The 18,168-nt window shown below is 64.0% G+C and carries 12 protein-coding genes; 6 read left to right on the forward strand and 6 right to left on the reverse strand.

Translation table 11 applies throughout. The annotated features are described in order from the left end of the window. Positions 1-175 precede the first annotated feature (175 nt). The gene (locus NTD88_RS17745; protein WP_262156409.1) at positions 176-763 is read left to right on the forward strand and encodes a DUF2780 domain-containing protein; all 588 of its coding nucleotides are present in this window, start codon (positions 176-178) and stop codon (positions 761-763) included. On the opposite strand, the gene NTD88_RS17750 is transcribed toward NTD88_RS17745, so the two are convergent. Next, positions 755-1,642 (reverse strand): acyltransferase, encoded by an 888-nt coding sequence (locus tag NTD88_RS17750; RefSeq protein WP_262156408.1) that lies wholly within the window; start codon positions 1,640-1,642, stop codon positions 755-757. The two genes, NTD88_RS17745 and NTD88_RS17750, sit on opposite strands and share 9 nt — an antisense overlap. Before the next feature lie 180 nt (positions 1,643-1,822). On the opposite strand from NTD88_RS17750, the gene NTD88_RS17755 reads away from it, so the two are divergent. The 4 genes from NTD88_RS17755 to creD all read left to right on the forward strand — a co-directional run bounded on the left by NTD88_RS17755 (position 1,823) and on the right by creD (position 5,929). Then, positions 1,823-2,320, forward strand: coding sequence for an ATP-dependent zinc protease (locus NTD88_RS17755; RefSeq protein ID WP_095156208.1), 498 nt, complete (start codon positions 1,823-1,825; stop codon positions 2,318-2,320). Positions 2,321-2,390: 70 nt separating this feature from the next. Further along, positions 2,391-3,077, forward strand: coding sequence for a two-component system response regulator CreB (gene creB, locus NTD88_RS17760; RefSeq protein ID WP_262156407.1), 687 nt, complete (start codon positions 2,391-2,393; stop codon positions 3,075-3,077). Next, complete coding sequence (gene creC, locus NTD88_RS17765) at positions 3,077-4,510, forward strand: two-component system sensor histidine kinase CreC (RefSeq protein ID WP_262156406.1); 1,434 nt, start codon at positions 3,077-3,079, stop codon at positions 4,508-4,510. Before creB ends, creC begins: the two co-directional genes overlap by 1 nt. Positions 4,511-4,594: 84 nt before the next feature. Further along, positions 4,595-5,929: a cell envelope integrity protein CreD gene (gene creD, locus NTD88_RS17770; RefSeq protein ID WP_262156405.1), complete on the forward strand. Its 1,335-nt coding sequence runs from the start codon at positions 4,595-4,597 to the stop codon at positions 5,927-5,929. Positions 5,930-6,137: 208 nt separating this feature from the next. On the opposite strand, the gene NTD88_RS17775 is transcribed toward creD, so the two are convergent. The 5 genes from NTD88_RS17775 to aceE all read right to left on the reverse strand — a co-directional run bounded on the left by NTD88_RS17775 (position 6,138) and on the right by aceE (position 14,821). Then, entirely contained in the window at positions 6,138-6,770 is a 633-nt protein-coding gene (locus NTD88_RS17775) for a glutathione S-transferase N-terminal domain-containing protein (RefSeq protein WP_262156404.1), read from the reverse strand. A 9-nt stretch (positions 6,771-6,779) separates the two neighbouring features. Next, entirely contained in the window at positions 6,780-7,445 is a 666-nt protein-coding gene (msrA, locus tag NTD88_RS17780; protein ID WP_262156403.1) for a peptide-methionine (S)-S-oxide reductase MsrA, read from the reverse strand. A 90-nt stretch (positions 7,446-7,535) separates the two neighbouring features. Beyond that, positions 7,536-10,226: a putative bifunctional diguanylate cyclase/phosphodiesterase gene (locus tag NTD88_RS17785; protein WP_095156215.1), complete on the reverse strand. Its 2,691-nt coding sequence runs from the start codon at positions 10,224-10,226 to the stop codon at positions 7,536-7,538. Positions 10,227-10,527: 301 nt separating this feature from the next. Beyond that, the gene (gene aceF, locus NTD88_RS17790) at positions 10,528-12,162 is read right to left on the reverse strand and encodes a dihydrolipoyllysine-residue acetyltransferase (protein WP_095156216.1); all 1,635 of its coding nucleotides are present in this window, start codon (positions 12,160-12,162) and stop codon (positions 10,528-10,530) included. 13 nt (positions 12,163-12,175) lie between these two features. Further along, entirely contained in the window at positions 12,176-14,821 is a 2,646-nt protein-coding gene (gene aceE / locus NTD88_RS17795; RefSeq protein WP_095156217.1) for a pyruvate dehydrogenase (acetyl-transferring), homodimeric type, read from the reverse strand. Between the two features lie 383 nt (positions 14,822-15,204). Here aceE and glnE point away from each other — a divergent pair, with 383 nt between their 5' ends. Then, a complete protein-coding gene (gene glnE, locus NTD88_RS17800) occupies positions 15,205-18,138 on the forward strand; it encodes a bifunctional [glutamate--ammonia ligase]-adenylyl-L-tyrosine phosphorylase/[glutamate--ammonia-ligase] adenylyltransferase (protein ID WP_095156218.1) in 2,934 nt (977 codons plus the stop codon). Positions 18,139-18,168 lie beyond the last annotated feature (30 nt).

An 18,168-nucleotide genomic window follows, 5' to 3' on the forward strand; every position in this document is an offset into this window, starting at 1 on the left:
TTCAGGTAGGTCTCTGGGCTCCTTATCGCGAGCAAGCTCGCTCCTACCCCTACCCCTACCCTGTAGGAGCGAGCTTGCTCGCGATGGGCAACAACGCCACCTCCGGGAACATTCCCCCGCCAATCCACTCCAACACCTCGTTTTCCCTGCCTTTACGGCTGACGAGGTCTTTGCCATGAAACGTTTCGCGCTGGTCACCCTGATGACCCTGGCCGCCAGTTCGGCCTTCGCTTTCAACCTCAACGACGCGGCCAACGCCGTGTCCGCCATGCAAGGCAAATCCGATGGCGCCGCCGTCCAGGCGCCCGCCGCTTCGGCCAATCTGCTCAACACCCTCGGCAGCGAACTCAAGATCACCCCGGAACAAGCCATTGGTGGCACCGGCGCCCTGCTGGGCCTGGCGCGCAATCAGTTGAGCACGGGCGATTACCAACAACTGAGCAAGGCCGTGCCGGGCCTCGACATGCTGTCTGGCGAGAACGCCTTGGGCGGGCTGGCGGGGTTGGGGGAGCTGCTCGGCAAGAGCGGTCAGGGCTCGGCGTTGAGCAATGCACTGGGCGGTGAAGTCAAGAACGGGACCGACCTGAACAACGCCTTCAGCGCCCTCGGCATGGAGAACGGCATGATCGCCCGCTTCGCGCCGCTGATCCTGCAGTACCTCGGCCAGCAAGGCGTGGCCGGGTCGTTGTTGCAGAACCTGGCCGGCATCTGGGGCAACGGCACCGTCGCACCGCTCGCCCCGGCAACCGGCCCGTCAGTTTAATTCCGCGCGCAGGGCCTCGATCCGCGCATCCTTCTCGCGCCACAACTGGTTGACCCAGTCCTGCACGGCCTGGCGCACCGCCGGGTCGGTTTCGTAGTCACCGGCCCACAGCGCCGGGTCCAGCTCGCGCACCTGAATATCGACGATCACCCGCGGCAACCCACCGCTGACCAGATCCCAGAAGCCCGGCGCCTTGTCACCGGGATAGACGAGGGTCACGTCCAGCAGCGCGTCGAGCTGCTCGCCCAGCGCCGCCAGCACGAAGGCGACACCGCCGGCCTTGGGCTTGAGCAGGTGCCGATAAGGCGATTGCTGTTCCTGCCGCTTGGCCTCGGTGAAACGGGTGCCTTCCAGGTAATTGACCACGGTCACCGGCTGGCGCTTGAACAGTTCACAGGCCGCCTTGGTGATGGCCAGGTCCTGGCCCTTGAGGTGCGGGTGTTTGTCGAGGAAAGCCTTGCTGTAGCGCTTCATGAACGGGTAATCCAGCGCCCACCAGGCCAGGCCCAGCAACGGCACCCAGATCAGCTCCTTTTTCAGGAAGAACTTGAAGAACGGGATCTTGCGGTTCAGCACCTGGATCAGCGCCGGGATATCGACCCAGGTCTGGTGGTTGCTGACGCAGAGGTAGGAGGTGTCCAGGCGCAGGTTGGCATTGCCGCGCACGTCCCAGCGGGTCGGGATGCACAGGGCGAAGATCAGTTTGTCGATTTCGGCCCAGGTCTCCGCGAACCACATCACCGCCCGGGAGGCGTGATCGCGGTAGCGACCGGGCAAGACCAGCTTGAGCACGGCGCAAAGCAGCAGCGGTCCGATCAGGACCAGGGTGTTGAGCAACAGCAACAGGGTGACGAAACTGCCGGTGAGCAGGCGGCGCATAAATCCACTCTTAGTGTGGGAAAGACGGTCGGCAATGATAAGCAGCGGCGACGGGAACACCAAATGCTGCCCGGCGAGTCTCATGAACAAATGTTTCACGTTGTGTTCATTACCCTAGCTTGCCGAACCTACAGCGCAACGGCAGTCTAACGGTCGACCCATCCCAAGGAAGTCATTCCATTGAAACCACTGATCGCCCTGCTCGGCCTGCTGTCCCTGCCAGTGATGGCCGCCGAACCGACCCTCTATGGTCGCTACGAATACATCGGCCTGCCGGAAATCGGCCAGACCCTCAAAGCCAAGATGGACACCGGCGCCCTCACCGCCTCGCTGTCCGCCAAGGACATCGAACAGTTCAGCCGTGACGGTGAAGACTGGGTACGTTTCCGCCTGGCCACCAAGGATGCCGGCAGCAAGGTCTTCGAACACAAGCTGGCGCGCATCAGCAAGATCAAGAACCGCGCCGACGAAGAAGACGAAGAAGGCAGCGAAATCGCCCACCGCCCGGTCATCGACCTGGAGCTGTGCCTGGGCGATGTGAAGCGCACCGTCGAGGTCAACCTGACCGACCGCAGCAGCTTCAACTACCCGCTGCTGATCGGCGCCAAGGCCCTGCGCGAGTTCGGCGCCGCGGTGAACCCGGCCCGCCGCTTCACCGCCGACAAGCCGGACTGCTGACGCAAAGCGGCAAAGTGATGGACAGCGCTTTACACTTGCCGCTTCCCACTTGCCGCCTGCAGTTGCCGCCATGCCCCACATCCTGATCGTTGAAGACGAAGCGGCCATCGCCGACACCCTGATCTACGCCTTGCAGGGCGAAGGCCACAGCACCGAGTGGGTGACCCTCGGCCAGGCCGCGCTGGAGCGACAGCGCCAGCAGCCGGCCGATCTGGTCATCCTCGATATCGGCCTGCCGGATATCAGCGGCTTCGAGACCTGCAAGCAACTGCGCCGCTTCAGCGAAGTGCCGGTCATGTTTCTAAGCGCCCGCGACGGCGAGATCGACCGGGTGGTGGGCCTGGAAATCGGCGCCGACGATTATGTGGTCAAGCCGTTCAGCCCGCGGGAAGTCGCCGCCCGGGTGCGCGCCATCCTCAAGCGCATGGCACCCGCGGCAAGCATCGCCGCCGCAACCGGCACCACGCCGTTCAGCATCGACACCCTGCGCATGCAGATCCACTACCGCGAGCACCCGCTCAGCCTCACACGCCACGAATTCCGCCTGTTGCAGTGCCTGTTGGAGCAGCCGCAGCGGGTTTTCAGTCGCGAGCAGTTGCTGGATGCCGTTGGCGTGGCGGCCGATGTCGGCTACGAGCGCACCATCGACAGCCATATCAAGAGCCTGCGGGCCAAGCTGCGCCTGGTGGCCGCCGACGCCGAGCCGATCCAGACCCACCGCGGCCTGGGCTACAGCTACAACCCGGACCAAAGCTGATGCGCCTGGGTATCCGCATCTTCCTGGTGTATTTCCTGTTCGTCGGGCTGACCGCGTATTTCGTCCTCAACACGGTACGCGAGCAGGTGCGCCCCGCCGTGCGCCAATCCACCGAGGAAACCCTGGTGGACACCGCCAACCTGCTGGCGGAAATCCTCCGCGATCAGGTCAAGGCCGGCACCCTCGGCCAGAGCGCCCTGCCGCAGTTGCTCACCGCCTACGGCCAGCGCCGGCCCAACGCCGAGATCTGGGGCCTGGCCAAGAACGAGGTGAACCACCGCATCTACGTTACCGACGCCAAGGGCATCGTCCTGCTGGACTCCAGCGGCGAGGCGCTGGGCCAGGATTACTCGCGCTGGAACGACGTCTACCTGACCCTGCGCGGCCAATACGGCGCGCGCTCGACCCGCAGCGACCCGAACGACCCGGACTCCTCGGTGATGCACGTCGCCGCACCGATCCTCGACAACGGCACGCTGATCGGCGTGGTCACCGTGGCCAAGCCCAACCGCTCGCTGCAACCCTACGTCGACCGCTCGGAGAAACACCTGGTCAGCCTCGGTATCGGCCTGATCGTGCTCGGGTTGCTGGTAGGCGCGGCGCTGTCGTGGTGGCTGACCCGCTCGCTGCGCCGGCTGACCCGCTACGCCCAGGCCGTCAGCGCCGGCGAGCGCGTGGCCCTGCCGCACTACCGCGGCGGCGAGCTGGCGCAACTGGCGGACGCGGTCGAGCGTATGCGCACCCAGCTTGAAGGCAAAGCCTACGTCGAGCGCTACGTGCACACCCTGACCCACGAACTGAAAAGCCCGCTGGCGGCGATCCGCGGTGCCAGCGAGCTGTTGCAGGGGCCGATGCCGGAGGAGCAGCGCCAGCGCTTCAGCCAAAACATCGAGAGCGAAAGCGCGCGCATGCAGCAATTGATCGAGCGCCTGCTGGACCTGGCCCAGGTCGAGCAGCGTCAAGGCCTGGAAGACCAGCAACAAGTGGCGCTGGCCGAGATGGTCGACGCCCTGCTGCTGGCCCGCAGCGCCCGCATCGAAAGCGCCGGCCTGCTGGTGCGTCAGCAAGTACCGGCGACGGCGCGGCTGTACTGCGAGCCGTTCCTGATGCGCCAGGCGATCGGCAACCTGCTGGAAAACGCCCTGGACTTCACCCCACCTGGCGGCCGGTTGGTGTTCGAACTGGAGCACGATGCACAGCGCGTGGCCCTGAGCCTGTACAACCAGGGCGAGGCGATTCCCGATTACGCCCTCGGCCGTCTCAGCGAGCGTTTCTACTCGTTGCCTCGGCCAGCGACCGGGCGCAAGAGCACCGGCCTTGGGCTGAACTTCGTCGAGGAAGTGGCGCAACTGCACGGCGGCTCGCTGGAGATCGCCAACGTCGAGGACGGCGTGCGCGTGCGGTTGTGGCTGCCCGCCAATCGCCTGGACTGAATCTCCACACAAACTCCACATTCACTCCCGCGTCGCTCCACACAGCGCTCGCAGACTGGGCTCCTTCTCAAGCGGAGCCCCTCCATGAACAAAACCCTGAGTATCAAACTCGGCATCATCGCCTTGCTGGTGATCGGACTGCTGATTCCCCTGCTGATGATCGGCGGCCTGATCAGCGAGCGGCAGTCCCTGCGCGACAGCGTGGTCGAGGACATCGGCCAGAGCTCAAGCCACGCCCAGCAGATCAGCGGTCCGATCCTCGTGGTGCCGTACCGCAAGACCGAGCGGGTATGGAAAACCCAGGACGGCAGGACCTTCCAGGAAACCCGCGTGCGCACCCGCCACCTGGCCTTTCTGCCGGAAACCTTCGTCCTCGATGCCGACGCCGACACCGAGCTGCGCGCGCGGGGCATCTACGAGGCGCGGCTGTACCACGCCAACAGCCACGTCAGCGGCCAGTTCAAGGTGCCGGCCAACTGGGGCATCAAGAACGACCTCGACGACTACCGCTTCGAAACGCCGTTTATCGCGGTGGGCATCAGCGATATCCGCGGCATCCAGAACGGCCTGCAGTTGCAGCTCAATGGCCAGACCCTCGACTTCGCCGCCGGCAGCGGCGTGGACTGGCTCGGCGGCGGCGTGCGCGCCAGTGTGCCGGGGCTCGATAGCCAGAACGAAATGCGCCTGGACTACGCCTTCGACCTCAAGCTGCAAGGCACCGGGCAGTTGCACGTGTTGCCAGTGGGCCGCAGCAGCAATGTGAATCTGAGCGCCAACTGGCCGCACCCGGGCTTTATCGGCAACTACTTGCCCACCAGCCGCGAGATCACCGACAAGGGCTTCAACGCTCACTGGCAGACCTCGTTCTTCTCCACCAACATGGAAGACGCCCTCGAACGCTGCGTGACGACCGACCAGTGCACGGACTTCCAAAGCCGGCGTTTCGGCGTCAACTTTGTCGATCCGGTGGACCAGTACCTGAAAAGCGAGCGGGCGATCAAATACGCGCTGCTGTTCATCGCCCTGACCTTCGCCGGCTTCTTCCTCTTCGAAGTGCTGCGCAACCTCAGCGTCCACCCGATCCAGTACGCTCTGGTGGGCGTGGCCCTGGCGCTGTTCTACCTGTTGCTGCTGTCGTTGTCCGAGCACCTTGGCTTTGCCTTGGCGTATGGGTTGTCGGCGAGTGGCTGTGTGGCGTTGATCGGTTTCTATCTGTGCCATGTGCTGCACAGCCGGGCGCGTGGGATGGGCTTCGGCGCGGGGTTGGCGGTGCTGTACGCGATGCTGTACGGGCTGCTCAGCGCCGAGGATTACGCGCTGTTGATGGGGGCGTTGCTGCTGTTCGCCTTGCTGGGTGTGTTCATGGTGCTGACGCGGCGGCTGGACTGGTATCGCGCGGGTCAGGGGGTGGCGGCATGAGTGGGTTGCGCGAGGAGCGGGTGTTCGGGGAGCAGTTGGTGCGGGGGATTGTCGGAGTCTGGGCAACAGAGGTGTTGCAATCGCGACGGCTCGGCGCCCCGACAAGCTCGCTCCTGCAGATAGAAATGGCTCGAATCTCCGTAGGAGCGAGCTTGTCGGAGCGCCGAACCGTCGCGAAGGGCCGCAAAGCGGCCCCAGAAATGCCGAATCAGGCCGCCGGCGGTGCAGTCAGCTTCATCGAAGGGCGCTGACTGACCTCCGCATACCACGCCGCCAGCTTCGGCTGCTGCTCACGCCAGCCGAAGTTCGGCATGCGCAAGTCGATATAGCCCAGCGCACAGGCCGCACCGATCGCCGCGACGTCGAACACCGAAGCCAGCTCGGCAATATGCTCGGCTTCGAAGTTCGCCAGGCCGCGACGAATCTTCTCCTGCTGCGCCGTGAGCCACTCGTCCCACTGTTTCTCGGCAGGCCGCAGGAACTGCTCGTATCGCGCCAGCACCGAGGCGTCCATGATCGCATCCGCCTGCGAAGCCAGGCTCAGGCGGCGCCAGCGCGCGTCGCCCTCACGCGGGATCAGCGGGTTGCCGACGTGTTGCAGGTCGAGGTACTCGAGAATCACCCGGCTGTCATGCAGCACGGTGCCGTTGCCCAGCACCAGTGCCGGGATCTTGCCGACCGGGTTGTCGCGGTTCAATCCGGCATCCGGGTTCACCGGGCTCATGTTGATGGTGTTCAGCGCGACCCGGTCGAACTGCCCGGTCTCGTGCAGGAACACCGTGACCTTGCGCACGAAGGGCGACAGCGGCGAGTGGTACAACGTCATGCTCGGCGTGGTCATGGCGCGTCCTCAGTTGCCTTGCAGGCTGGGCGGCAGGCAGACACCGGTACCACCGATGCCGCAATAGCCCTCGGGGTTCTTCGCCAGGTACTGCTGGTGGTAAGCCTCGGCGAAATACACGGTCGGCGCCTGGGCAATCTCGGTGCTGATCTCGCCGAAACCGGCCTTGCTCAGTTCGGCCTGGTACTGCGCCTTACTCGCCTCGGCTTCGTCCAGGTGCTGCGGGCTGGTGCAGTAGATCGCCGAGCGGTACTGGGTGCCGATGTCGTTGCCCTGGCGCATACCCTGGGTCGGGTTGTGCAGTTCCCAGAACATTTTCAGCAACTCGTCGTAGCTGAGCTTGTCCTTGTCGAATACCACCAGCACCACTTCGGTATGCCCGGTCAGGCCCGAGCAGACTTCTTCATAGGTCGGGTTCGGCGTGAAGCCACCGGCATAACCGACCACCGTGCTGACCACGCCTTCACGCTGCCAGAAGCGGCGTTCCGCGCCCCAGAAACAGCCCAGGCCGAAAATCGCGAAATCGACGTTCTCGAAGAACGGGCCGAGCAGCGGCGTCTCCTTGAACACGAAATGCCGCTCGGGCAGGGACATCGGGGTTTCGCGGCCAGGCAGCGCCTGTTCAGCGGTAGGCAGGACGTTTTTGTTCACCAGGATTTCCGAACGCAGGACCATGGACCCATTCCTCTTGTCAGGTAGGAGACATCGCCGAGCGATGTCGTCTATTGGGATAGACCCGTAGTGTGCCCGAGTGTTGCGTGACTGTCAGGCCACCGGGCCACGCGGATAGCGCCTGAGCTTTTCAACCAGCTCATCGCCGGGGATCGGCTTGTCGAACAGGTAGCCCTGGCCGACATCGCAACGGTGACGACGCAGGAACGCCAACTGCTCGGCGGTCTCGATACCTTCGGCGACCACCTTGAGCTTGAGGTTGTGGGCCATGGCCACCACCGCCGAGGTGATTTCCATGTCGTCCTGGTTGTCGGGGATTTCGTTGATGAAGCTGCGATCGATCTTGATGATGTCGATCGGGAATTTCTTCAGGTAGCTGAGCGAGGAATACCCAGTGCCGAAGTCGTCCATCGCCAGGGTCAGGCCCAGTTGCTTGAGCTGGTCGAGCTGGCGGCGGGTGTCTTCGGTGGCTTCCAGCAGCAGGCCTTCGGTCAGTTCCAGCTCCAGCAGGTGCGGCGGCAGCGCTTCTTCCTGGAGGATGTTGGCGATCGAGGCGACCAGGTCCGGGTCGGAGAACTGCTTGGGCGACAGGTTGATCGCCACCTGCAGGTTGGGCATGCCCTCGGCGGCCAGTTGCTGACTCATGCGGCACGACTGGCGCGCCACCCATTTGCCGATGGGGATGATCAGGCCGGTTTCCTCGGCGACGCTGATGAACTGGTCCGGGCGGATCATGCCCTTTTCCGGGTGGTTCCAGCGCAGCAGCGCTTCCAGGCCGAGCAGGCGGCCGGTGCGCAGGCACAGCTTGGGCTGGTAGAACACCTGCAACTCGTTCTGCGCCAGCGCCCGGCGCAGGTTGTTCTCGACGAACAGCTTGTAGCTGGCCTCGGCATTCAGCGCCTCGGTGAACACCTGCACCTGATGCTTGCCGTTGGCCTTGGCCTTGTGCAGCGCGAGGCCGGCGTTCTTCATCAGGGTCTGCGGGTCGCGGCCGTGCAGCGGCGCGCACGCCAGGCCCACGGAGCCGGTGACGTTGATCAACTGGTTGTCGACGAACATCGGTTTGTCGAGGGTATTGAGCAGCGATTGCGCGGTCTGCTGCCCGCTTTCCATGTCGGTGTTGTCCAGCAACACGGCGAACTCGTTACTGGCGAAACGCGCCAGGCTACCACCGGGGCTGAGACTGTTGCGCAGGCGCCGGGCGAGGCTCACCAGCAGCTTGTCGCCGGTCTGGTGGCCGAGGCTGTCGTTGATCCGCTTGAAGTTGTCGATGTCCACCAGCAGCAGGCAGATCGGCGTGTCGCTGTCGCGGGCGAAACGCTCGTCGAGGCTGCGGATGAACGCCGGGCGATTGCCCAGGCCCGTCAGGTTGTCGGTGTAGGCCAGGCGCTCGATGCGCTGCTGGGCGAGCTTGTTCTGGGTGACGTCTTCGTAGATGCCGATGTAGTGGGTCAACTCGCGGTTGTCGCCATACACCTTGGAAATCGACAGTTGTCCCCAGTACGGCTCGAGGTTCTTGCGCCGGCTCTTGAACTCGCCCTGCCAGCTATTGCCCATGGCCAAGCTGGAATCGTCGAAGAGCAATTCGCTGAGATTTTCCAGCGCCGACAGCTCGGACAGCCGATGCCCCTGGACCTCCTCGGAGCTGTACTGGGTGATCGCGGTAAAGCTCGGGTTGACGTACTCGACCACGCCGTCGCGGTTGACCAGCAGAAAGGCGTTGGCGCTCTGCTCCACCGCGCGCTGGAACAGGTACAGGGCGTTGGTGGCGGTGCGTCGGTTGTGGTTGTTGATGACCTGGGCGAACTGGTCCGCCAGCTCGCCGGCGAAGGCGATCTCGTCGGTCTGCCAGGCCCGCGGGCTGCCGCCGTGCTCGAGGCACAGCACGCCGACCACCTGGCCGTCGATGCGGATACTGGCATCGAGCATGGCGATGATGTCGCGCGGGCGCAGGCTCTCGGTGATATCACGGGTGCGCGGGTCATGGCTGGCGTTGTGCGCATCGATCGCGCGGCTGGTGTGCAGCGCCTCCAGGTAATCCGGAAACAGGCCGGCGTCGATCGCCTCAGGCAGGCGGTACTCGCGGGTCTCGCGGTAGAACGCGGAAATCGGCTCCAGGCGCTGGCCTTCCAGATACCAGATGCTGGCGCAATCGATGTTGTAGATCTCGCACGCGCTGCGGGTGATCAGCTCGGCGGCTTCCTGCAGCGAATTGCTGGCGCTGTAGCGGTGCCGGGCCAGGTGCAGGATCAGGTCCTGCTGGGCACGCACTCGCTCCAGGTGTTCAAGTTGTTCCTGCTGCGCCTGCTGGTTCAGCTTGAGGGCGATCTGCAGGCGGCTGTTGCGGGTTTCCAGGTCGTCGGCGCTGAGCTCGGTCATCTCGCCGGGCTGGTCGTCCAGCACCAGCAGGTAGCCGCGCAGCAACTGGCGATTGTGCTGCCGGTAGGCTTCGCCCACTTCCAGCAGGTTCAGCGGGCCGTGGCTGGTGTGCAGGGTGTAGCGGCTCAGGTAGTGATTGCCGACCGCCAACTGCGCGTCGATGGCGTCGTGCAGCTTGTAGCGCGCCTCGGGGGCCATGAGGCTGGCGTAGGGCGAACCGACCAGGGCACACAGCTCCACCGCCGGCAGACCGAACTGCCGTTCGCAGCCCGGATCGAGGTAAAGCATCGCCCAGCTAGCTTCGTTCAGCCGCTCGAAACGCAGCATGCCGAGCCGTGATGGCACCGGTAACTGCGTCACTACCTCGGCCGCCGGACGGCTGGCAGCATCGGTTTGGCTTTTCATGGGAAGCTCGCTCGAAAAAGACTGATGGCACGGGCTTGGCACATTGCTGCTATGCACGCTTGGGCAAGGTTGCATCATGCGCCAGAGGCTGACAAGTAATAGGTTGGCTGGCGTCTTGATCTATGTCGGCATGGCGGCGTTTTTCTTCAGCCCCGCTACCGGTAAACGCCAGGCGGGCCGGGGCGCTGAACCGTTTTTTCGCAGACAAAAAAAGCCCCGTCAGAGACGGGGTTGAGGTACGAGCGTGGCAGCTCGAAAGCGGGCCTGTCTCCCCCGGCAGAGGGAGACAGGTGAACAACGGTTACAGCAGGATGGTGCGGATGTCGCCCAGCAGGTCGCTCAGGCGCTTGGTGAAGCGCGCGGCGGCTGCGCCGTTGATCACACGGTGATCGTAGGACAGCGACAGTGGCAGCATCAGCTTCGGCTGGAAGGCTTTGCCGTCCCAGACTGGCTGGATGGTGGCCTTGGAAACACCGAGGATCGCCACTTCCGGCGCGTTGACGATCGGCGTGAAGCCGGTACCGCCAATGTGACCGAGGCTGGAGATGGTGAAGCAAGCGCCTTGCATGTCGTCGGCAGACAGCTTTTTGGTCCGGGCTTTTTCGGCCAGGGCCGCAGCTTCGGCAGCCAGTTGCAGCAGGCTCTTCTGATCGACGTTCTTGATCACAGGGACCAGCAGGCCATCCGGGGTGTCCACGGCGAAGCCGATGTTCACGTACTTCTTGCGGATGATCGCTTTGCCGCTTGGCGCCAGCGAACTGTTGAAGTCCGGCAGTTCCTTGAGCAGGTGAGCAGAGGCCTTGAGCAGCAGCGGCAGAACGGTCAGCTTGACGCCAGCCTTCTCGGCCACGGCTTTCTGCGCGATACGGAACGCTTCCAGCTCGGTGATATCGGCCGAGTCGAATTGCGTCACGTGCGGCACGTTCAGCCAGCTGCGGTGCAGGTTGGCAGCGCCGACCTGCATCAGGCGGGTCATTGCCACTTCTTCGACTTCACCGAACTTGCTGAAGTCCACGACCGGGATCGGCGGGATGCCCGCGCCACCGGTTGCGCCACCTGCGGCCGGTGCTTCCTTGGCCTTCTGCATCATGGCTTTGACGTAAACCTGCACGTCTTCTTTCAGCACACGGCCATGCGGGCCGGTGGCTGCGACAGCGTTCAGCTCGACGCCGAACTCGCGGGCCAGTTGACGCACGGCTGGGCCGGCGTGAACTTTGGCACCGCTGGCGGCAACCGGCGCGGCAGCAGGTGCTGCGGCAGCCGGTGCCGGAGCAGCAGCGGCAGCCGGAGCGGCCTCAGCCTTGGCAGCCGGCGCAGGTGCTGCGGCCGGAGCCGGAGCAGCGGCAGGCGCGGCGCCGGCGATTTTCAGCTTGAGGATCAGGTCGCCGGTGCCGACTTCGTCGTCCAGCTTGGCGATCACGGCTTCGACCACGCCAGCGGCAGGAGACGGGATCTCCATGCTGGCCTTGTCCGATTCCAGGGTGATCAGCGACTGGTCGGCGCTGACAGTATCGCCAGCCTTGACCAGCACTTCGATGATCTTGGCCTTGCCAGACGAACCGATATCTGGAACGTGGATGTCCTGAACGGTGGCGGTTGCCGGTGCGGCAGCCGCTGCCGGAGCAGCTTCAGCAGCCGGTGCAGCGGCAGGCGCGGCAGCCGGAGCAGCAGCGGCCGGAGCCTCAGGCGCCGCGGCAGCGGCACCCTCGACTTCCAGTTCCAGCAACTCGTCGCCTTCTTTCAGGCGGTCGCCCAGCTTGACCTTCAGCGACTTGACCACACCGGCCTTCGGCGCGGGGATCTCCATGGAGGCCTTGTCGGACTCCAGGGTCAGCAGGCTCTGGTCGGCCTCGATACGGTCACCGACCTTGACGAACAGCTCGATGATTTCACCTTCACCGCTGCCGATGTCAGGTACGCGAATGAGTTCGCTCACTTAAAAATACTCCTCAGCAGTCCAGTGGGTTGCGCTTGTCCGGGTCGATGCCGAACTTGACGATGGCGTCAGCCACCACCTTCGGTTCGATCTCGCCACGGTCAGCCAGGGCTTCCAGTGCAGCCAGCACCACGAAGTTGCGGTCGACTTCGAAGAAGTGACGCAGTTTCTTGCGGCTGTCGCTGCGGCCGTAGCCATCAGTACCCAGGACTTTGAACTCTTTGCTCGGTACCCACTGACGAATCTGCTCGGCGAACAGCTTCATGTAGTCGGTGGACGCGATGACCGGACCTTTACGGCCGCTCAGGCATTCTTCGACGTAGGTAACCTGTGGTTTCTGACCTGGCTTGAGACGGTTGCTGCGCTCTACTGCCAGACCGTCGCGACGCAGTTCGTTGAAGCTGGTAACGCTCCACACGTCAGCGCCGATGTTGAACTCTTCACGCAGGATCTTCGCCGCTTCACGGACTTCGCGCAGGATGGTGCCCGAGCCCAGCAGTTGAACGTGGTGCGCCGCGTCGCGGGTATCTTCTTCGAGCAGGTACATGCCCTTGATGATGCCTTCCTCGACACCGGCCGGAATGGCTGGCTGGGTGTAGGCTTCGTTCATCACGGTGATGTAGTAGAAGACGTCCTGTTGCTCTTCGGTCATCTTCTTCATGCCGTCCTGGATGATCACCGCCAGCTCGTAGCCGTAGGTTGGATCATAGGTGCGGCAGTTCGGGATGGTCGCGGCCAGCATGTGGCTATGACCGTCTTCGTGCTGCAGGCCTTCACCGTTGAGGGTGGTACGGCCGGCGGTACCGCCGATCAGGAAGCCACGGGTGCGGCTGTCGCCGGCTGCCCATGCCAGGTCACCGATACGCTGGAAACCGAACATCGAGTAGAAGATGTAGAACGGCAGCATCGGCTGGTTGTGAGTGCTGTACGAAGTACCGGCAGCGATGAAGGAGGACATGGCGCCCGCTTCGTTGATGCCTTCTTCGAGGATCTGGCCCTTCTTGTCCTCGCGGTAGAACATCACCTGGTCTTTATCGACTGGCTCGTAGAGCTGGCCGACGGACGAGTAGATGCCCAGCTGGCGGAACATGCCTTCCATACCGAAGGTACGGGCTTCGTCCGGGATGATCGGAACGATGCGCTGACCGATTTCCTTGTCCTTGACCAGCTGCGCGAGGATCCGCACGAAGGCCATGGTGGTGGAGATTTCGCGGTCGCCCGAACCGTCCAGGATCGCCTTCAGGGTTTCCAGTGGCGGGGTCGGGATACTGATGCTCTTGGCGCGACGCTGAGGCACGAAGCCACCCAGTGCGGAGCGACGCTCGGCAAGGTAACGGGCTTCGGCGCTGCCTTCTTCAGGTTTGAAGAACGGCAGGTTTTCCAGGTCTTCGTCCTTGACCGGGATGTCGAAGCGGTCACGGAAGTGACGCAGGCTGTCGACGTCGACCTTCTTGGTGTTGTGCGCGGTGTTCTTGGCTTCGCCAGCACCGGTGCCGTAACCCTTGATGGTCTTGGCCAGGATGACGGTTGGCTGGTCTTTGTGGTTGACCGCCTGGTGGTAGGCCGCATAGACCTTGTACGGGTCGTGACCACCACGGTTGAGCTTCCAGATCTCATCGTCGGACAGGTCAGCGACCATGGCCTTGAGTTCTGGCGTGTTGAAGAAGTGCTCACGGACGAACGCGCCGTCCTTGGCCTTGTAGTTCTGGTACTCGCCGTCGATGACTTCGTCCATGCGGCGCTGCAGGATACCGTCGGTGTCCTTGGCCAGCAGTGGGTCCCAGAAACGGCCCCAGACAACTTTGTTGACGTTCCAGCCACCGCCACGGAACACGCCTTCGAGTTCCTGGATGATCTTGCCGTTGCCACGAACCGGGCCGTCGAGGCGCTGCAGGTTGCAGTTGATGACGAAGATCAGGTTGTCCAGCTTCTCGCGGCCAGCCAGGGAGATCGCGCCCAGGGATTCCGGCTCGTCGCACTCGCCGTCGCCCATGTAGCACCAGACTTTCTGCTTGCCGGCAGGGATGTAGCCGCGGGCTTCCAGGTACTTCATGAAGCGCGCCTGGTAGATCGCCTGGATCGGACCCAGACCCATGGAAACGGTCGGGAACTGCCAGAAATCAGGCATCAGCCATGGGTGCGGGTAGGACGACAGACCGTTGCCATCGACTTCCTGACGGAAGTTGTTCATCTGGTCTTCGCTGATGCGGCCTTCCATGAAGGCGCGAGCGTAGACGCCAGGCGAGGCGTGGCCCTGGAAGAAGATCAGGTCGCCGCCGTGCTCTTCGGTCGGAGCCTGGAAGAAGTAGTTGAAGCCGATGTCATACAGCGTGGCGCTGGAAGCGAAGCTGGAGATGTGGCCACCCAGATCCGAGTCTTTCAGGTTGGTGCGCATTACCATCGCCAAGGCGTTCCAGCGTACCAGCGAGCGAATGCGGCGTTCCATGAACAGGTCGCCAGGCATGCGTGCTTCGTGGGTAACGGGAATGGTGTTGCGGTATGGCGTGGTGATTGCGTACGGGAGCTGCGAACCGCTACGGGTTGCCAGCTCGCCCATACGGGTCATCAGGTAGTGAGCGCGGTCTTCGCCTTCTTTGTCGAGAACCGACTCCAAGGCGTCCAGCCATTCCTGGGTTTCGACGGGATCGAGGTCTTGCATGGCTTGCTCCAGGGCGGAAAGGCTACCAGAATCGGTTGCCTGAAGTTTGCGACTGGCCTTTTGGGCAGACGACATGAATTCTTGGATTACCGGAGGTAGTCCCGGCGGCGTGTAGTTTTACTACAAATCGTTCGTCATTACATGCCTTCAGATGAAAAAAGCAGTAGTAAAACTACATTTTCCCCATAAGCCGAATGCTCCCGGCTTGTGAGATAAAACGATACCGGCGACGAAAAACCGGTTGAGAAAAGGCTTGCCGTGATGGTTTCTGCCAACAAATACGCAATTGCCGCTATTTCAAACTTTTGTACGACAGTCATACCCGGGGCATACGACTTCTGCCCCGCCACTGCCTGCGTTTTCCCGCCGATCAAGGATAGACCATGAGCCTGCCGTCGCTGGTCGAACTGCCCGAAACCCTCAAACCACTGTCCATCAGCAACGAACAGGCGCTGCGCAGCGCCGTGGCCGCCAGTGAAGGCCTGAGCCTGGAGAGTTGGACCGCCGAGCGCTGGGCCGGGTTCGCCCGGGTCGCCGCGGCCAGCGAATTCGTTCTTGAACACAGCCAGCGCGACCCGGCCATGCTCCTCGACCTCGCCGCCAGCGGCGAGCTTGATCGCCCCTTTGCCCCCGGCGAGCTGTGCGCGCAACTGGCCGCCGCCGCCCAGGCCGCGACCACCGAAGATGAACTGGCGCGCACCCTGCGCCGTCAGCGCACCCGTCATCAGGTGCGGATCATCTGGCGCGACCTGACCCGCCAGGCCGATCTGGTCCAGACCTGCCGCGACCTTTCCGATATGGCCGACGCCGCCATCGACCAGGCCTACCAGTGGCTCTACCCGCGCCTATGCCAGCAATTCGGCACGCCGACCGGCCACCGCAGCGGCCAGCCGCAACAGATGGTAGTGCTGGGCATGGGCAAGCTGGGCGCGGTGGAGCTGAACCTGTCGTCGGACATCGACCTGATCTTCGCCTACCCCGAGGGCGGCGAAACCGAAGGCGTCAAGCGCTCGCTGGATAACCAGGAGTTCTTCACCCGCCTCGGCCAGCGGCTGATCAAGGCGCTGGACCCGATCACCGTCGACGGCTTCGTGTTCCGCGTCGACATGCGCCTGCGGCCTTACGGTTCATCCGGCGCCCTGGTGCTCAGCTTCAATGCGCTGGAGCAGTACTACCAGGACCAGGGCCGCGACTGGGAACGCTACGCCATGATCAAGGCGCGGGTGGTGGCGGGCGATCAGGTCGCCGGCAACCAGTTGCAGGAAATGCTGCGGCCCTTCGTCTATAGGCGCTACCTGGACTTCTCGGCGATCGAAGCGCTGCGCACCATGAAGCAGTTGATCCAGCAGGAAGTCCGGCGCAAGGGCATGTCCGGGAACATCAAGCTCGGGGCCGGCGGCATCCGCGAAGTCGAGTTCATCGCCCAGGCCTTCCAGTTGATCCACGGCGGCCGCGACCTGAGCCTGCAACAGCGGCCGTTGCTCAAGGTGCTGGCGACCCTCGAAGGCCAGGGCTACCTGCCGCCGGCGGTGGTGAGCGAGCTGCGCGAAGGCTATGAATTCCTGCGTTACACCGAACACGCCATCCAGGCCATCGCCGATCGCCAGACCCAAATGCTGCCCGACGGCGACCTCGACCGCGCGCGGATCGCGTTCATGCTCGGCTTCCCTGACTGGGAGGCCTTCCACGCCCAACTGATGCACTGGCGCGGACGCATCGACTGGCATTTCCGCCAGGTCATTGCCGACCCGGACGACGAAGAGGGCGAAGGCGAAGTGGTGGTCGGCGGCGAATGGCTGCCGCTCTGGGAAGAAGCCCAGGACGAAGAAGCCGCCTGCCGCCAGTTGCAGGACGCCGGGTTCCGCGACGCCGCCAAGGCCCTGAAACACCTCGCCGGCCTGCGCGCCAGCCCGAACCTGCGCTCCATGCAGCGCCTCAGCCGCGAGCGCCTGGACTCCTTCATTCCGCGCCTGCTGGCCCAGGCGGTCGAGCATGACGACCCCGACCTGGTGCTGGAACGGGTGCTGCCACTGGTGGAAGCCGTGGCGCGGCGCTCGGCCTATCTGGTGCTGCTCACCGAAAACCCCGGCGCCCTGCGCCGCCTGCTGACCCTGTGCGCGGCCAGCCCGTGGATCGCCGAACAGATCGCCCGCTTCCCGCTGTTGCTGGACGAACTGCTCAATGAAGGCCGCCTGTTCAGCCCGCCGAAGGCACCGGAACTGGCCGCCGAACTGCGCGAGCGCCTGACCCGCATTCCCGAGGACGACCTCGAACAGCAGATGGAAGCGCTGCGGCACTTCAAGCTGGCCCACAGCCTGCGCGTCGCCGCCTCGGAAATCGCCGGCAGCCTGCCGCTGATGAAAGTCAGCGACTACCTGACCTGGCTGGCCGAAGCCATTCTCAATCAAGTGCTGGCCCTGGCCTGGCGCCAGACCGTCGCCCGCCACGGCCGGCCCCAGCGCAGCGACGGCAGCCCGTGCGACCCGGGCTTCATCATCGTCGGCTACGGCAAAATGGGCGGCCTCGAACTGGGCCACGGCTCGGACCTCGACCTGGTGTTCATCCACGACGGCGACCCACAGGCAGAAACCGACGGCGACAAGCCGATCGACAGCGCGCAGTTCTTCACCCGCCTGGGCCAGCGCATCATTCACCTGCTGACCACCCAGACCAACTCCGGGCAACTGTATGACGTCGACATGCGCCTGCGGCCGTCCGGGGCCTCGGGCTTGCTGGTCAGCTCGGTCGGCGCCTTCGAGCGCTACCAGCAGAACGAGGCCTGGACCTGGGAGCATCAGGCCCTGGTCCGCGCCCGCGTGCTGGTGGGCTGCCCACAAGTGGGCGCGGCCTTCGAAGACGTGCGGGCGCGGGTGCTCGGCAAGCAGCGCGACCTGGCCGGGCTCCGTACCGAAGTCAGCGAGATGCGCGCCAAGATGCGCGACAACCTGGGGACCAAATCCACCGCCGCCGGCACCGCGGCCAATGCCTATGACGCCGGCGTTCCCTTCGATATCAAGCAGGATGCCGGTGGTATCGTCGATATTGAATTTATGGTGCAATACGCCGCGCTCGCCTGGTCCCACAGCCATCCGGCATTGCTGCGCTACACCGACAACATCCGCATTCTCGAAGGTCTTGAAGAAGCCGGGCTGATGCCCGCCAGCGATGCGGTGCTGCTGCGCGAGGTGTACAAGGCGTTCCGCTCGGCGGCGCACCGCCAGGCCTTGCAGAAACAGGCCGGGGTGATCGACGCGGGGCAATTCGTCAGTGAACGCCAGGAAGTACGGCGGATCTGGAGCGAACTGGGGCTCAGTTGAATGGGCAGATCCGGCTGGCAGGAGGCCAGC

Origin of the sequence: Pseudomonas sp. 20P_3.2_Bac5, assembly GCF_025466035.1 — a bacterium.
Taxonomy (GTDB): domain Bacteria; phylum Pseudomonadota; class Gammaproteobacteria; order Pseudomonadales; family Pseudomonadaceae; genus Aquipseudomonas.

What these genes read in the sequence shown, in the direction of transcription:
- NTD88_RS17745 (WP_262156409.1), top strand. Translation starts at nt 176, where the DNA reads ATGAAACGTTTCGCGCTGGTCACCCTGATGACCCTGGCCGCCAGTTCG.
- NTD88_RS17750 (WP_262156408.1), bottom strand. Translation starts at nt 1,642, where the DNA reads ATGCGCCGCCTGCTCACCGGCAGTTTCGTCACCCTGTTGCTGTTGCTC.
- creB (WP_262156407.1), top strand. Translation starts at nt 2,391, where the DNA reads ATGCCCCACATCCTGATCGTTGAAGACGAAGCGGCCATCGCCGACACC.
- creC (WP_262156406.1), top strand. Translation starts at nt 3,077, where the DNA reads ATGCGCCTGGGTATCCGCATCTTCCTGGTGTATTTCCTGTTCGTCGGG.
- creD (WP_262156405.1), top strand. Translation starts at nt 4,595, where the DNA reads ATGAACAAAACCCTGAGTATCAAACTCGGCATCATCGCCTTGCTGGTG.
- NTD88_RS17775 (WP_262156404.1), bottom strand. Translation starts at nt 6,770, where the DNA reads ATGACCACGCCGAGCATGACGTTGTACCACTCGCCGCTGTCGCCCTTC.
- msrA (WP_262156403.1), bottom strand. Translation starts at nt 7,445, where the DNA reads ATGGTCCTGCGTTCGGAAATCCTGGTGAACAAAAACGTCCTGCCTACC.
- NTD88_RS17785 (WP_095156215.1), bottom strand. Translation starts at nt 10,226, where the DNA reads ATGAAAAGCCAAACCGATGCTGCCAGCCGTCCGGCGGCCGAGGTAGTG.
- aceE (WP_095156217.1), bottom strand. Translation starts at nt 14,821, where the DNA reads ATGCAAGACCTCGATCCCGTCGAAACCCAGGAATGGCTGGACGCCTTG.
- glnE (WP_095156218.1), top strand. Translation starts at nt 15,205, where the DNA reads ATGAGCCTGCCGTCGCTGGTCGAACTGCCCGAAACCCTCAAACCACTG.